At 62.3% G+C, this 15,641-nt stretch carries 14 protein-coding genes; 7 read left to right on the top strand and 7 right to left on the bottom strand.

What is annotated here, in order from left to right; genetic code table 11:
- Window positions 1-39: 39 nt before the first annotated feature.
- From ACH196_RS14975 to ACH196_RS14955, 5 genes are all read left to right on the top strand, one after another.
- On the top strand, window positions 40-966 hold the full coding sequence (locus ACH196_RS14975) for an ATP-binding cassette domain-containing protein (RefSeq protein WP_396647702.1): 927 nt from the start codon (window positions 40-42) through the stop codon (window positions 964-966).
- Window positions 963-2,099, top strand: coding sequence for an ABC transporter permease (locus ACH196_RS14970; RefSeq protein WP_396647701.1), 1,137 nt, complete (start codon window positions 963-965; stop codon window positions 2,097-2,099). The genes ACH196_RS14975 and ACH196_RS14970 overlap by 4 nt, the downstream gene beginning before the upstream one ends.
- 123 nt (window positions 2,100-2,222) lie before the next feature.
- Window positions 2,223-2,450 carry a DUF4160 domain-containing protein gene (locus ACH196_RS14965; RefSeq protein WP_396647700.1) on the top strand — a complete coding sequence of 76 codons (228 nt, stop codon included), beginning with the start codon at window positions 2,223-2,225 and terminating at the stop codon, window positions 2,448-2,450.
- Window positions 2,443-2,907: a DUF2442 domain-containing protein gene (locus ACH196_RS14960; protein WP_396647699.1), complete on the top strand. Its 465-nt coding sequence runs from the start codon at window positions 2,443-2,445 to the stop codon at window positions 2,905-2,907. The genes ACH196_RS14965 and ACH196_RS14960 overlap by 8 nt, the downstream gene beginning before the upstream one ends.
- A 119-nt stretch (window positions 2,908-3,026) precedes the next feature.
- Window positions 3,027-3,977, top strand: coding sequence for an SMP-30/gluconolactonase/LRE family protein (locus ACH196_RS14955; RefSeq protein ID WP_396647698.1), 951 nt, complete (start codon window positions 3,027-3,029; stop codon window positions 3,975-3,977).
- Window positions 3,978-4,162: 185 nt separating this feature from the next.
- Here the strand turns inward: ACH196_RS14955 and ACH196_RS14950 are convergent, their stop codons facing one another.
- The 5 genes from ACH196_RS14950 to dapD all read right to left on the bottom strand — a co-directional run bounded on the left by ACH196_RS14950 (window position 4,163) and on the right by dapD (window position 11,144).
- The gene (locus ACH196_RS14950) at window positions 4,163-5,575 is read right to left on the bottom strand and encodes a calcium-binding protein (RefSeq protein WP_396647697.1); all 1,413 of its coding nucleotides are present in this window, start codon (window positions 5,573-5,575) and stop codon (window positions 4,163-4,165) included.
- A gap of 567 nt (window positions 5,576-6,142) precedes the next feature.
- Window positions 6,143-6,856 (bottom strand): hypothetical protein, encoded by a 714-nt coding sequence (locus ACH196_RS14945; protein WP_396647696.1) that lies wholly within the window; start codon window positions 6,854-6,856, stop codon window positions 6,143-6,145.
- Window positions 6,857-6,883: 27 nt separating this feature from the next.
- Window positions 6,884-7,246 carry a DUF805 domain-containing protein gene (locus ACH196_RS14940; RefSeq protein ID WP_396647695.1) on the bottom strand — a complete coding sequence of 121 codons (363 nt, stop codon included), beginning with the start codon at window positions 7,244-7,246 and terminating at the stop codon, window positions 6,884-6,886.
- Between the two features lie 467 nt (window positions 7,247-7,713).
- Window positions 7,714-9,951: an adenylate/guanylate cyclase domain-containing protein gene (locus ACH196_RS14935; protein ID WP_396647694.1), complete on the bottom strand. Its 2,238-nt coding sequence runs from the start codon at window positions 9,949-9,951 to the stop codon at window positions 7,714-7,716.
- Window positions 9,952-10,289: 338 nt separating this feature from the next.
- Window positions 10,290-11,144, bottom strand: coding sequence for a 2,3,4,5-tetrahydropyridine-2,6-dicarboxylate N-succinyltransferase (gene dapD / locus ACH196_RS14930; RefSeq protein ID WP_396647693.1), 855 nt, complete (start codon window positions 11,142-11,144; stop codon window positions 10,290-10,292).
- Between the two features lie 289 nt (window positions 11,145-11,433).
- On the opposite strand from dapD, the gene ACH196_RS14925 reads away from it, so the two are divergent.
- A complete protein-coding gene (locus tag ACH196_RS14925; RefSeq protein WP_396647692.1) occupies window positions 11,434-12,276 on the top strand; it encodes an LOG family protein in 843 nt (280 codons plus the stop codon).
- Window positions 12,277-12,317: 41 nt separating this feature from the next.
- Here the strand turns inward: ACH196_RS14925 and ACH196_RS14920 are convergent, their stop codons facing one another.
- Both ACH196_RS14920 and ACH196_RS14915 read right to left on the bottom strand, forming a co-directional pair.
- Complete coding sequence (locus ACH196_RS14920) at window positions 12,318-13,022, bottom strand: pyrimidine 5'-nucleotidase (RefSeq protein WP_396647691.1); 705 nt, start codon at window positions 13,020-13,022, stop codon at window positions 12,318-12,320.
- 136 nt (window positions 13,023-13,158) lie between these two features.
- A complete protein-coding gene (locus ACH196_RS14915) occupies window positions 13,159-14,316 on the bottom strand; it encodes an iron-containing alcohol dehydrogenase (RefSeq protein ID WP_396647690.1) in 1,158 nt (385 codons plus the stop codon).
- A gap of 287 nt (window positions 14,317-14,603) precedes the next feature.
- Here ACH196_RS14915 and ACH196_RS14910 point away from each other — a divergent pair, with 287 nt between their 5' ends.
- Window positions 14,604-15,614, top strand: coding sequence for a M23 family metallopeptidase (locus tag ACH196_RS14910; protein WP_396647689.1), 1,011 nt, complete (start codon window positions 14,604-14,606; stop codon window positions 15,612-15,614).
- Window positions 15,615-15,641 lie beyond the last annotated feature (27 nt).

Genomic DNA, 15,641 nt, shown 5'->3' with positions numbered 1-15,641 from the left:
GACTGCCTACTGCCTATTGCCGTTTCCGAAGGAAACACCATGCCCACCCCCCTCGCCATTTCCGTCCGCAACTTGGTCAAGCGTTTCGGCACGAAGACCGTCGTCGACCATGTCTCCATGGACGTCGCCGAAGGCGAGATCGTCGGCTTTCTCGGGCCCAACGGATCCGGCAAGACCACCACCATCCGCATCATGTGCGGGCTGCTGACACCGGACGAGGGGGAAGGGGAGGTGCTGGGTTACAACCTCCGAACCGAGGCCCTGCAGATCAAGCGCGAAGTCGGCTACATGACCCAGAAGTTCTCGTTTTACGAGGATCTCACGATTGCCGAAAACCTGGAATTCGTGGCGCGACTCTATCGGCTGAAGCCCGTTTCGGAACATGTCGGCCGCACACTGGAGGATCTCGGCCTGAGCTCGCGCCGCGATCAGTTAGCCGGCACATTGTCAGGCGGCTGGAAGCAGCGGCTGGCGCTGGCCGCCTGCATCATGCACAAGCCGAAGCTGCTGCTGCTCGACGAACCGACCGCCGGCGTCGACCCCAAGGCAAGGCGCGAGTTCTGGGACGAGATCCACCATCTGGCACGCGGCGGGCTGACCGTGCTGGTATCCACCCACTATATGGACGAGGCCGAGCGGTGCCACCGCATCAGCTACATCGCCTATGGCAAGATGCTGGCTTCCGGCACCGTCGCCGAGGTGGTCGACAACGCCGCGCTGACCACTTTCGTGATAGAGGGCGAGCGCCTCAACGAGGTCGCCGCCGAGCTTGAGGGAAAACCCGGCGTCGAGCAGATCGCCCCGTTCGGCACGACGCTGCATGTCGTCGGCTCCGATGGCGCGCTTCTGGAAAAGTCGCTGGCGGCCCTCACCAAGCGCGAAAACGTCACCGTCAGCCCCGGCGAAACCAGCCTGGAGGACGTCTTCATCAAATTCATGTCCGGCTCGCAGGACAATATGAAATGAACGCCATCTTCTCCCTCGCCCGTCTCGGCGCGCTGCTCACCAAGGAATTCATCCAGATGCGACGCGACCGCATCACCTTCGCCATGATGCTCGGCGTGCCGCTTATCCAGCTCGTCCTGTTCGGCTACGCCATCAACAGCGACCCGAAGACGCTGCCGGCTGCCCTGGTCGCCACCAGCCAGGACCAGTACACGCGCGCCATGGTGTCGGCGCTGGAGACCACCGGCTACTACCGTTTCGTCACCATAGCGGCGAGTGCGGCCGAGGCGGAAGAGCTGATGGCCAAGGGTGACGTCTCCTTCGTCGTCACCATCCCGTCGGACTTCCGCCGCCGGGTCGACCGCGGCGACCATCCGCAAATACTGATCGAAGCCGACGCCACCGATCCCTCCGCCGCCGGCAACGCCATCTCGACGCTGGGCACCGTCGCCAGCCAGGCGCTGCTGCGCGAGCAAGGCATGGATGCGGTCGCCGCCGAGAATGCCTTGGGCCAGCTCGAGGTGGTCGTCCACCGCCGCTACAATCCGGAAGGCATCTCGCAATACAACATCGTGCCCGGCCTGCTCGGCGTCATCCTGCAGATGACCCTGGTGATGATGACGTCGATCGCGCTGACCCGCGAAACCGAGCGCGGCACCATGGAAAACCTGCTTGCCATGCCCGCTTCGCCGGTCGAGATCATGCTGGGAAAAGTGCTGCCCTACCTGGTCGTCGGCGCAGTGCAGGTGGTCGTCGTGCTCGCCGCAGCGAAACTTCTGTTTTCCGTGCCCTTCGTCGGCTCGATCTGGCTGCTGACGGGCGCCATCTTCGTCTTCGTCATGGCGCTGGTTCTGCTCGGCTACACCATCTCAACGGTGGCGCGAACGCAGATGCAGGCGCTGCAGCTGACCTTCTTCTTCTTCCTGCCGTCGATCCTGCTGTCGGGTTTCATGTTCCCCTATCGCGGCATGCCGCAATGGGCGCAGACGCTGGGCGAGATCCTGCCGCTGACGCATTTCCTGCGCGTCACCCGCGCGGTGATGCTGAAGGGCGCCGAACTGCCGGCCATCGGCGGCGAGATCGTGGCGCTCTCGGTATTCGTTGTCGTCTTCGCTGGCATGGCGCTGCTGCGGTTTCGGCGGACGCTGGATTGAGCCGACGGCGTGGCTGGCCGCGACAAAAGCTCTCGTTGTATGCGGTCTGGAATAGTGCCGTTAGGACACTATTTTTTGACGAAGTGCCAAGATGGCACTATTGAGACTTGAGATTGAACGGATATGCCCACGATTGTGAAACTCGGAAACATCGCGATCCGCATGTTCGCCAAGGATCACAATCCACCGCATTTCCATGTCGTCACGCCGGATCATCAGGCTCTTGTCTCTATTGAGACGCTGGAACTCATGAGAGGCAGCATGGATCGGCGAAGCTGGGAGACAGCGCTTGAATGGGCGGCCGCGAACCGCGAAATTCTTGAAATCGAATGGAATCGCCTCAATGATTGACAATGACATCATCGCCCTCGGCGATCCGCTTCCCCGTCTTGTCGAGGCTCACGCCTTGACGGACAGGAAAGTGTCGCTTGTCTGGGCGGACGGCTCATGCACGACGGTTGATCTTGCACCCGTCATCGCCAGCCGGAGGGTGTTCATTCCGCTTCGGGCAGACGACGCGTTGTTTCGGAAGCTGAAAGTCAGCGAGTATGGCGATTCGATCGAATGGGAGGGCGGAGTTGATTTCCCGGCCGATTGGCTATCCCGGCTGCCGCCTGTCGAATTCGACAACGCTGACTTTCGCAGTATCATGGACGAACTCGACATGAGCTTGGACGGTATGGCCGCCCAATTGGAAATTTCGCGGCGGCTGGTTGCCAGATACCGCAAGGATACGCCCATCCCTCGCCATATAGCTCTGGCGACGCGCTATCTGGCCGAGCATCTCGGTTCGGGACACAGGAAATAGTCGATCCTCATATCCGCACGTCCGCCGATCATCGGCGACAGGTTGCTTTCGACTCCGGCCGGCCTTGCGCGGCGAGCAAAAAACCTCTCACCTGCGGTCACGTCGACAAGGAACCTCCAATGCCGTCTGCCGCAGCCTCGGGTGAGGGTCGAAAAATTATCACCGAGGGCCTGCTCTTCCCCGAGGGGCCTGTCGCCTGTGCCGACGGGTCCGTCTATGTCGTCGAGATCGAGCGCAGGACGGTCAGCCGCTGCCTGCCCAACGGATGGGTCGAAATCGTCGCCGATCTCGGCGGCGGGCCGAACGGACTGGCCACCGGACCGGACGGCTCGCTCTACGTCTGCAACAATGGCGGCTTCCTGTTCGTCCGGCAGGACGGCATCAATCGCGTAAGGCCCGGAACGCCCGAGGGTTATGCCGGCGGCTGGATCGAAAAACTCGACCCGGCGTCCGGCAGGAGCGAGGTGCTCTACGACCGCTGCGGCGACCATCGCCTCGTCGGCCCCAACGACATCGTCTTCGACCGCCATGGCGGTTTCTATTTCACCGACTACGGAAAATTCTATCCGCGCTACCGCATCAATGGCGGGCTCTATTACGCCAAGGCCGACGGCTCCTCGATCATCGAGGTGGCTTATCCGCTGATCACGCCAAACGGCGTCGGCCTGTCGCCGGACGGAGAAACCGTCTACGTCGCCGAGACCGAAACCGGCCGCCTCTGGGCCTTCGACCTCGAGGAACCGGGCAAGGCAAAACGCTTCCCCTATCCGTCGCCGCATGGCGGGCGCATTGTCATCGGGCTGGAAGGTTACCAGCGTCTCGATAGCCTTGCCGTCGACGCTTTCGGCAACATCTGTGTCGCCACGCTGGCGAGTGCCTGCATCAGCGTGGTCAGCCCGTCCGGCCAGTTGCTCCGGCAGGTCACGACCGGCGATCCGCTGACCACCAACATCTGCTTCGGCGGCCCCGACATGAAGACAGCCTACATCACGCTGTCGGGCTGGGGCCAACTGACCGCCATGGACTGGCCCGATCCCGGCCTGCGCCTGTCCTACGGAGACGGGCGGTAAGCCTCGTGTGATGAGCGACACGTCGCCTTGCCGGCAACCCGGCGAGGAGAACCGACGATACCGTCCACCACGGTCCCCTCCCGCGCAAACGGGAGGGTCTGGGCCAGCCGCCTCTCGCCCATCCGTCGGCTGGATGCCGGCAGGCGGACGGGGCGGCTCGGCCGGCCGAAACGCAGCCTTCGATATCAGATGATAAGGAAGTCGGCGTTGGTCAGCGACAGTCCGGTGTCGAGCGACGCGATCTGGATCGCGGCACCGGCGCCATCACCGTCGGCGTCGTAGAACACCTGGCCGGTGCTGGCGTAGTACATGATGCGGTCGTCCGCGTCGTGAGCGGCCGCGCCGGCATAGAACGCGCCCGCCGCGAGCACGCCCGGCCCGCCGACCTGGGTGAAGTACAGGTCGTCGAGCTGGATCGTGTCGTCGGCGACGTTGAAGTCGGTGATGTCGTCGGGGCCGGCGGTGGCGAGCGCGCTGTTGAAGACGAAATTGTCCTTGCCCAGCCCGCCGGTCAGCGTGTCGAAGCCGGCATAGCCCTTGATGGTGTCGTTGCCTGCCCCGCCATTGATGTCGTTGGCGTTCTGCTGACCGTTCAGCGCGTCGTCAAATCCGGTTCCGATCAGGTTTTCGACCGACAGGTAGGTGTCGCCCTTCGCATCGCCGCTATTGATGGCGGCATTGGAAAGGCTGGCGATCACGCCCGTAGTCGCGCCCACATAGGAGGCGGTGTCGCTGCCGGCGCCGCCGTTGAAATCGTCGGCGCCGCCATTGCCGATCATGGTGTCGTCGCCATTGCCGCCAAAAATGTCGTTGTCGCCGTCATTGCCGTAGATTTTCTGGGCGAACTCGTTGCCGGAAAGGTTGATCGCCTTGGTTCCGGACGCGCTGGTCGTCTGCATCTGCTCGACCTCGACGCCGGCGGCCAGCGTGTAGCTGACGGTGGTGGCCACCTTGTCGAGCACGCCTTTGCCGACGAATTCGGCGATGGTGTCGCCGGCATTGTCGACATAATAGGTGTCGTTACCGGTGGAGCCGTCCATAGCGTCGGCGCCGGCCCCGCCGTTCAGCGTGTCGTTGCCGTCCAATCCGTAGATCGTGTCGTTGTCGGCGCCGCCGTTGATCGTGTCGTTGAAATTCGAGCCCAGCAGGAAGTCGGCGCGGCTGGTGCCGGTGATCTGCACGGCCGAGTCGCACAGCGCCGCCTCGACATGCAGCAGGACCGGCGACGCGAGACGCGTCGAGTAGTCGATGGTGCCGCCCACGCCTTGCAGGAACGAGTAGAAATCCGTCCCCTCGGCCTGGATCGTGGCGAACTGGTTCATCTGCGCGACCGTCGAATAGAGATTGGAGGTCGTGGTCTTGAGCACTTCGACGTTGGAGAACACCAGCGCCTGGTTGAACTGGTTGTCGGTAGCGACGACCGTGTCGGTGCCGCTTCCGCCGTTGATCGAGCCGGTCTGGTTGCTGTCGATGCTGAAGGTATCGGCGCCGCCGGCGCCGTCGAGCACGTCATTGCCGCCGCCCAGCCCGCTGAACGTGTCGGTGCCGGCGCCGCCGGTGAAAATGTTTGCTTTGTTGGTGAGAGTGAAGTCGGTCATTGGTTCTTCCATCCCGTCAGAAGATTTTCGACAGAGCGACTGTCGATTGGTTGATGATTTTGGGTGAATAGATGACGCAGAATTGGCCCAGCGTTGAAAAATGCTTGCGCCGGGCTTCGGGACGGCAAGTTGGACTGCTCGTGTAACAGTATCGTGTCGCCGGCATCGGTCGAATGCATCCGGCAGGTGTCCGTCGCCTGCGCTGGCCGCCGGCGCGCGCCAACCGACTTCCAGGCCATGCTTCCATGGCCGCGAAATCGGCGGTCGGCATCTTCCAACTTATTGTTATGAAACGAACATCGGTGCTAAGCGCACAAAGGCCGCAGTCAAAATCTAAACGATGGCCGGTTCTTTATAAAGAGCCACTTAGCAACAATCCAAAGGAACCACCTGCGGTCATAGCGGAATGTCGCCCAACGAAGGCGACGGCGTAGATAAAGATAAATCCGGTATTATCGGAAGTTGAGAAGGCAGTAGCAAGATCTAATTAGATAATCCGAAGAAATCTGTAAGTGCAGCCGTGAGAACAGTCGTCTCGAATGACATTCGCCATTCCCCTGCCGGCGGTCACCTGGCGGTTCTGCCCTCAGCGTCGAGCATGGTGATCTTCTGCCAGATCTTTCGCGACAGGTTGGAGCCGAGGTTTTCGACATCGTTGACCGCCTCGATCACCACCTCGTCGTTGACCGACTGCGCGAACAGCGCCGCCAACTTGCCGGTGATCGACAGCATTTCGGAGCAATAATCGAGATAGCGCAGCAGGTCGCTCTTGCTCATCGTGCGCTTGGGTGAGTGCGGCGCCGGGATGAAGCCGGGCGACAGCGCCGAGGGGTCCTTGGTCAATTGATGCATGTCGATGACATGGATCAGCGAGCGCAGCCCGTGCAACTGCCGGAACACGCGCCGGCGCTTGATCCGGTCCTCGGCGTGCACCAGCGCCAATATGCCGAGTACCGCGAGCACCACGGTATTGATCGACGCCTCGATGCCCTGCACCGATTCGACCACGTCGCCTCCGCTGGAGAAGCGGTCGAACGGCAGGACCGTGCCGACGAACAGGAAGACGCCGGCCCCGGCGGCGAAGACCACGCCAACCAGCACGCGCAGCCACAGGATGGGACGCTGCAATTCGGTCGCGGCGTCGCGCGTGTCGCGCGCCAGCGACACCAGTTCCCTGCCCACCTTGCGCAGTTCGGATTCCGGAAAACGGTCGGCGATGCGCGCCTCCAGCCGTTCGGCGGTCTCGATGATCAGCCTTGGATCGAGCGAGCGGTAAGACATTGTCCGATCCCGGCCCCTGCTCTGCGCCTATTTCGGCTGGTTGGTCGCCGCGCCATAACGGTTCGGGCCGGGGTCGCTCGGAATGAAACAGAGCGGCAGGTACATGAATATGTCGAGCACAATGCACAGGAACGCCAGTGCGGTCGGCTTGCCGAAATCCTGCAGGCGCTTGGCGGCCAGTGGGATCAGCACCACGAACGAGCCCAGCACTACAAGGGCGAAGATGCTGGTCCAATAGGTCATGGTCGCCTCGTCCGGCGCTACGATGGCCTTATAGATCGGAAACATCCGCGCCAGATAACAAAGCACGCCGGCCAGCGCGTAGGGCTTTCGCCCGAGCCTTCCGGAGAAGCTGAAAAACAGCCATGGCAATGTCGGTTGGCCCTGCAAGCGATGCTCTCCCAATCTGGCGGGCACGCCTACCATCTCCGGCGCCGGACCGGAAGGCGCGAAACGGCCTGCGACGAATGCAGCCTGAAAACAAAAGCTTAGTGCGGCTGGAGCCATGCTCGGCCAAGCCGGGCGCCGTTTCATCCTTTGTTGGCGATTTCAAGTCTAGGGTGATCCGCCGGACGCAGAAAATGCCGTTCCCTTGCCTGGGGCAAAAGCTCGCCGCCATGCAAACCTCAAGAATTTCCGCAAGATCGCCGCCGGCTAGTGGAAGCAGTTCTGGTATCCGCTGCGGCGGCGGGTTGGCGCGGGTTGAGGAAACCGTGCTTTCTGATGTGACGTTGTCATCGCTACCATCGTGGCATGGGCCGACGTACACGAAAGAGATACCGGTCGTTTGCGGTTATTGCGAACAAGTTCGCATGTATATTCGCAAGCAGACTTTCGGCCTTTGCGCATTCGGGAGTTCACTTGACCACCGCAAACTCGAAATGCTCCCAGCGATAAACTGCCTTGTATTCGTCGTCGCGCCCCGGTGTCCTGAACACATTGCGAAAAATTGCTCCACAGCTTGTCAGCTCTCCGGGGAAGGCATTGCACAGGAAATTGCCTTGCACCCAGGAGGTTCCTGAGCGGGTCCTCTGGCCAATGGTTTCGATGACGGTGCCGTCGACGGAGGTCGCGCGCTGCATCGGCAGGAACTTGTCAAACACCAATTTTCCGCGCGTTTCGTGGCCGAACATGAGAGACCTTATTTCCGCTCCTGTGAGCCGGTCCTTCGGATTCATGCCTGCCTTCGCAAATGCCGGCAGATCGGGCACACCTGCCTTGGTCAGGCCGGCCAAAAGGCGTTCGATATCGGCCGTATTCTTGAAGACCATGAAGTCTTGGGTGATCAGTTGGTTTGGATCCCACATTTGCCTTTGCGTAACGACCTTCCTGAACCTTTCCAGGGCAGCCGCGGCCTGGTCGGTGCGCCCAAGATGCCCATAGGCAGAAAGAAGGACTTGCAGGGCAAAGAATTTCGCCCATGGATCGGGTGATTCAAGGTCCATCTTCTCGATAGTGCGAACGGCGCCTTCGAAGTTCTCCTGGCCGAACTCGGCCAGCCCGGCCTGGTAGAGCCTGTAGTCCGTCCACGAGATCGGGTCGACGCGCGCGGCCGCGTCGAGATAGCTCAGCGCTTCCTTCGGCCTGCCGTTGAAATTCAGGGCATTGGCCAGCGAGAGATAATTCCAGGTATCGCTGGGATCGAGTGCCACCGACTTCAGAAGAACGGTAACCGCCTCGTCCGAGTTGTGCTCGCGGACCATCAAATCGGCGACGAGCTGATAGTAGGTTGGCGAAGGATGCCTGGCCGCGGCTTTGAGGGTCTCATGGACCTTGGCATGGGCCGCGTCGATCGAAAGCCCCATTACCACGGCCCGGGTGATATCCGCCTCCCAGTAGGCCCAGGCGAGTTGGGCATGAGCCGCGCCGAAATTCGGATCGATTTCGATGGCTTTTTGGAGGAGTTTGACAGCCTCGGCAAACTCTGCCGGGGTGTTTTCGCGATTGTAGATGTCCAGTGCCTTCAGATAAGCATCATAGGCTGCAGGATTGCTTGTGCCTCCGGCGCGGGCCGGCTGCGCGCCGCTGACAAGGCGGAGTTGAAGCGCACCCGCGATGCTGCCCACAACCCTGTCCTGCAGCGCGAACACGTCCGCCCACCGGCCGTCGAAACGCTCCGCCCAGAGATGTCCGGACGTAGAGCTGTCGATCAACTGCGCATTGATGCGCATGTCGTCGCCGATGCGGCGGATCGAGCCTTCCAGCAGGTATCGGACGCCCAGTGCCGCCGCGACCTCCTCCGGCTTCGGGTCCTTGTCCTTGTAGGCGAAGGCCGCGTTGCGGGAGACAACGAAAAGGCCCGGCACGCGCGCCAGTTCCGTCGTCAGATCCTCGGTGAAGCCGTTGGCGAGATACTCCTGTTCCTTGTCGTCGCCGAGATTGTCGAAGGGCAGCACAACGAGCGAGGGCCGGGTTTCGGCCGACTCGCCGGCGGCCCGAGCGGCAGGCTGCGCGGGCCTCTCCCATGGCTGCCACCATGCCGCTGCAAGGCCGAGGGCCGGGACGAGAATTCCCGCCGCGACCGAAAAACGCCAGGCGCGTGGCTGGCGGCGCACATGGAGGGCCTTGCCCGCTGCCTGAGGGTCGAGCACGACCCGGTAGGTTTGCACCGGTTCGGAAATGTTCTTCACCTTTTGCTCGCCCATTGGTTCAAAGGCGAACGCCAGTTTTTTCTCTACCTCCTTGGCTACTTTTCCCGAGACGCAGATGCCGCCCGGTTCCGCCAACTGCTGAAGTCTGGCCGCGATGTTGACTCCATCGCCATATCGGTCGTCGCCGTCGACGATCACCTCGCCGAGGTTGATCCCGATCCGCACCTGAATCTGTTCCGCTTCGGGAACCGAGGCGTTGCGCTCGGACAGACCGCGCTGCAGCGACACCGCACATTCGACGGCATCGACGACACTGCCGAATTCGGCCAGCATCCCATCGCCCATCAGCTTGAAGATATGGCCGTGGTGGCGGGCAATTTCGGGTTCGAACAGTTCCTTGCGTCCGGCACGAAGGCGTTCGAATGTACCGGCCTCATCGCGCTCCATCAGAGCCGAATAGCCCACCACATCTGCGGCTAAAATCGCGGAAAGCTTGCGATCCATTGTCGGCCTAGCCCCAGCGGATCATAGTATTGGTTGTTCTGAAAGGAAACCGACCTTACCAGCAAATCCCTCTTTCCGCGCGTTTCATGGACGGCTGATATGGCGAGGTGTAGCCAATGTCGTAGGCACCACATTCGAGACATTCGAGCTCGCCTGCCGGAATGACTGGTTTGGGTCAACGCAAGACTGGCCGAGCGGTACCGTCGAGCGGCGGCTGAAGCTCGAAAATGGGAATTGGCGCCGGTATCAAGCGTCGGATTTTCACCACTCAGGTCGGAACTACGAGCAATCGACCGAAAGCGGAGGCTGGCGGCCTCACGGCGTTCTGCCGACCCTCCTCAATCCCTCAGCAACTCGTTGATCGACGTCTTCGACCTGGTCTTCTCGTCCACGCGCTTGACGATGACGGCGCAGTAAAGGCTCGGACCCGGCTCGCCGTTCGGGAACGGTTTTCCGGGCAGCGAGCCGGCGACGACGACCGAATTGGCCGGAACCTCGCCGTAGGAAATCTCGCCGGTGGCGCGATCGACGATTTTGGTCGACTTGCCGATGAACACGCCCATGCCGAGCACGGAACCCTCGCGCACGATGCAGCCCTCGACCACTTCCGAGCGCGCGCCGATGAAGCAATTGTCCTCGATGATGGTCGGGCCGGCCTGCATCGGTTCCAGCACGCCGCCGATGCCGACGCCGCCGGAAAGATGCACGTTCTTGCCGATCTGTGCGCAGGACCCCACCGACGCCCAGGTGTCGACCATGGTGCCGCTGTCGACATAAGCGCCGAGATTGACGAAGGACGGCATCAGCACGACGCCCGGCGCGATATAGGCCGAGCGCCGCACGATCGCCGACGGAACGGCGCGGAAACCGGCCTTCTCGAAATCGACGCCGCTCCAGCCGGAAAATTTCGACGGCACCTTGTCCCACCAGACCGAGTCGCCCGGACCGCCGCCGATCTCCTCCATCGGGTTGAGCCGGAAGGACAGCAGCACGGCTTTCTTCAGCCACTGGTTGACCTTCCACTGTCCGTCGGCCTGGCGTTCGGCGACGCGCGCCTCGCCATGGTCGAGCAGCACCAGCGCTTCCTCGATCGCCTCGCGGACCTCGCCGCGCGTCGATGTCGTGATCCCGTCGCGGGCCTCGAAAGCCTCCTCGATGGTCTTTTCAAGGCTCGTGAGGTCTGGTCTGGCCATCTGGTGCTCCGCTATACGCGCTGTTAAAGGCTGGGCTTCCATGCTCTCCGCAAGAGCCTGAATCAAGAGTCGGCGGGCCGCGGAGAAAGGGCGATTTCGAAACCAGACCGGAGCGATGCCTGAGCAGGCATGTACGGAAGGCTCGAAAATAGCCATTTGCGGCCCGGAATGGCGACTTTGGATCGGGCTTTCGGGCGGGCGGACCCTATTTCAGGCCTGGGATCGGGTCAATCGCGCCGGGCGGCGCTCTACGTCGCAGGCGGACAGGACGAAACGGAACTATGTGCACATGAATGCCAACGAAAACACCGGCTGGACGCCGCTCTCACACGCCGATCAGGATCTTGAGCGGGCGAAGGATGTGCCCGACACCGCGCAGACCCGCGCCGCGACCTACAAGCTCGCCTGGGCGGACGAGGATTTCATGACAAGGCGCGAGCTGCGCGCCGTGCGGCTGCAGCTCGAACTCTTGAAACCCGAAATGACGCTGGCCGAGCGCGGCATCCGCTCCACCGTCATCCTGTTCGGCGGCGCCCGCCTGCCCGAGCCCGGCGGCGAGGCCTGGGCCGCCAAGAACGAGACGCAGAAGCGGAATCTTCTCAAGAACAGCGTCTACTACGACGAGGCGCGGAAATTCGCGCGGCTCTGCTCGCAGCAGTCCGCACTTTCCTATTATCGCGAATTCGTGGTGGTCACCGGCGGCGGGCCGGGCGTCATGGAAGCTGGAAACCGCGGCGCCGACGATGTCGGCGCGCCGTCGATCGGGCTCAACATCGTTTTGCCGCACGAACAGGCGCCCAACCCCTACGTGACCCCGGAACTCTGCTTCAACTTCCACTATTTCGCGATCCGCAAAATGCATTTCGTCATGCGCGCCAAGGCGGTTGCCGTGTTTCCCGGTGGCTTCGGCACGCTGGACGAGTTCTTCGAGACACTGACCCTGATCCAGACCGGCCGCATGGAGCGGGTGCCGATCATCCTGTTCGGCACCGAATTCTGGAAGCGCGCCATCGACCTCGACTACCTCGCCGAGCAGGGCACCATCTCGCCGGGCGACCAGGACATCATCGACTTCGTCGACACCGCCGAAGACGCCTGGAGCATCGTCGCCCGCTTCTATGAGTTGCGGTGACGGTTCAAAAAAGGCCGTTAGTTCAGCGGTGGCGTTTGGAATCAACCGTTTGGCAAAAGCGCCGCCAAAAAACCCGCCAGGTCGTCGGTGACGTAGTCGACCGCGTCGTCGAAGGCCGGATCCTTCTCCCATATCTCGGAAAAGGTCGGCTCGAAATTGCGCGGGACGATCAGCACGGTGGTCATGCCCAGCGCCTTCGGCACCACCAGATTGCGCGCAAGATCTTCGAACATCACAGCATCCGACCCCACGATCTCATGCAGTTCGACGAAACGGTCATAGGTCCGCTGCGCCGGTTTGGGTGTCAGGTCGGCCGCGACGATGTCGAAAATGTCGTCGAAATGATCAAGGATTCCAAGCTGTTGCGCTGTCCGCTCGGCATGGCCGCGATTGCCGTTGGTGAAGATGAATTTGCGGCCGGGCAGCGCCTTGATCGCCTCGCCAAGCGCCGGGTCGGGCGCCAGCCAGGAATAGTCTATGTCATGGACCTTCTGGAGGAAATCGTCGGAATCGATATTGTGCCGCGCCATCAGGCCGGACAATGTCGTACCATATTGAAGATAAAGCTCTTTCTGCAATTTCCGCGCGTCTTCCTTGTTCATCTGCAGAAGCTCGGAGACGTAGGCCGTCATCTTCACGTCGATCTGCGAGAACAGGTTGGAATGGTGCGGATAGAGCGTGTTGTCGAGGTCGAACACCCAGTCCCTGATATGGGCGAAGCGGGCGGGATCTGGCTTGTCGGTCATGGTTGTTCCTGAGCGGAAAGGCCGCTTTTCTATTGATTTTCAAATGCTTGCCAGAAAGGCGACTCCCAATCGACGCAGTGGATCGCCAGGCAATCTGAGAGCCTGCGCACTTGGCACTGCCTCTTGCCGACGACCACTACCACGCCGCCCGGTAGATGGCGCGGGCGTCTTCAAGTGCAAGCGGCCGGGGATTGTTCACCAAGAGCCGCGTCTGCTTCATCGCATCGGTGGCGAGCAGTTCGATCGCATCCTCGGGAATGCCGACATCCCGTAATCTTGGCTGCAGACCGCAGCGCTTCGACAGTTCCGCCAGATCGTCGGCAAAGGCCGTGCCGCGTTGCTTTGCCGGCAAACCGGCGATCTCCGGGAAAACGATCGGCGCGATCTCCGCATAGAGCTCGCCGGCCGTCTCGGCGTTGAAGCGCAGAACATGCGGCAAAACCAATGCGTTGGACAGGCCGTGCGGTATGTGGAAATGCCCACCGACCGGATAGGCCAGCGCATGCACCGCCGCCACTGGCGAATTGGCAAAAGCCTGCCCCGCCAGCATCGAACCGAGCAGCATGTCGGCGCGCGCCGCCCGGTCCGAGCCGTCGCTGACTGCCTGTTCGAGCGCCGCTCCCATCAGTCTGAGTGCTTCCTTCGCCAGAGCCCGCGACACCGGATTGTTGTTGGCACTGGCCGAGGCATGGGCCTCGATCGCATGCACCATGGCGTCGATGCCGGTGGCCGCGGTCACTGCCGGCGGCAGGCCAAGCGTCAGCTCGGGATCGAGCAGCGCAATGTCCGGCAGCAGTATCGGCGAAACCACGCCCATCTTCTCGCTGGCGCCGGTGGTGACGATCGAGATCGGCGTCACTTCCGAGCCGGTGCCGGCGGTGGTTGGCACCAGCATCAGCGGCAGGCGCGGGCCCTTGGCGTTGCCGACGCCATAGATCTCCTTGAGCTTTTCCTGTCCCTTCGCCAGCAGCGCCGCGAGTTTCGCGACATCCAGCGACGAGCCGCCGCCCAGCCCGATCACCGCGTCGGCGGCGAAATCGGCTGCCGCCTTAGCTGCCGCTAGCACGACGCTTTCCGGCGGGTCTGCCTGGACATCCGAATAGACTGTCACGGCAATACCGGCGGCTTCAAGTGCTTGAATCGATGGCTCGATCAGCCTCAGTCGGACAAGCCCGGGATCGGTCACCAGCAGCACGCGCGACCAGCCGCGCGCCGCGGCCAGCTCACCGATCCGGGAAACCGCGCCGTCGCCGAAGACAATGCTGCCGACGGTGTTGAAGGTGAAAGGAGGCATGTCGATCTCCGTGCAATGCAACTGCCGGACCGTTCGCGGTTCGGATGACGGCGCGCCCATGCGGACAAAGGTTCATCTTGCCCGCCGGCCGTGCCGCGACTGCGGCATAGCACAGGCGCCGATAAATGAAATGCGCCGATGGTTGCTCCGCCACCAAGGCCGGGCCGGCGCCTTTTTGCCGATCCATGCCTTGACCGGGGCGGACGGCGGCGTTTCATTGCCTGCGGGCCAGGGCGGAGGCGCCGGTTTCATGAGAGTGCCGGACAGCCGTGATGCAGGAAAGGTCGATGATGGTTCTCACGCCGCCCGCCTGGGTCCGAAATCTTGCGCTCGCGATGCTCGCCGCGCTTGTCTTTCCAACTGTTTCTTTCGCACAGCAATTGGGGCTGCCGGCAGAGTGCACGCCCGGCAAGGATTGTTTCGTGCAGAATTTCGTCGACATGGACGCCGGTTCCGGCGTGTCCGACCCATTCTGCGGAACCGCCAGCTATGACGGCCACGACGGCCTCGACCTGCGCGTCCGCTCGATGGCCGATGCCGAACGCGGCGTGGCGGTCATCGCTGCGGCTGATGGCACCGTGGAGGGCCTTCGCGACGGCGTACCGGACCGGCTTGTCGCGACTGAGGCGGATCAGGCAGCAGTGGCCGACATGGAATGCGGCAACGGCGTGCTGCTCGACCATGGCAACGGCATGCAGACCCAGTATTGCCATATGCGGCAGAGCAGCGTGACCGTGAAGAAAGGAGACCGGGTCAGGCGCGGCGACAAGCTCGGCGAGATCGGCGCATCCGGCTTCGCGACATTTCCGCATGTCCACCTGACCGTCCGCAGGCAAGGAAAACCCGTCGATCCGATGACCGGGCGGTCGCTCGCGGATGGCTGCCTGAAGGATGGCACGCAGGCCGCCACGCTGTTCGAACCGGATATCGCCAAGGAATCAAGCAAGGGCGGCCCGACCCTGCTTGGCCTCGGACTGGCCGGCCAGCCCGTCGATTACGACGCGCTGGTGGTCTCGGGCGCGCCGCCGGCCGCCAACGCGGCATCGGCAAATCTCGTCGGCTGGGGTTGGTTCATCAACCTGCGTAAAGGCGACCGCATCTATATTTCCGTGGTCGGCCCGGACGGCGACATTTTTGCCGAGAACATGTCGCCGCCGCTCGACCGCAGCAAGGCGTCGTACTCCACCTTTGCCGGCAAGCGCGGCAAGCCAAGACCCGGCAACTACGAACTGACGATCGAGGTTTTGGAAAACATGCAGCCCGTGCTCCAGCAGAAGCAGGATTTTACCGTCGAATAGAACGGCTTGCGCAGTCCTGCCAGGCGG

Origin of the sequence: Mesorhizobium sp. IMUNJ 23232 (assembly GCF_044326205.1) — a bacterium.
Classification (GTDB): Bacteria; Pseudomonadota; Alphaproteobacteria; order Rhizobiales; family Rhizobiaceae; genus Kumtagia.
The sequence above is the reverse complement of the archived record's forward strand: the minus strand, read 5'-3'. Positions and strand labels throughout refer to the sequence as shown.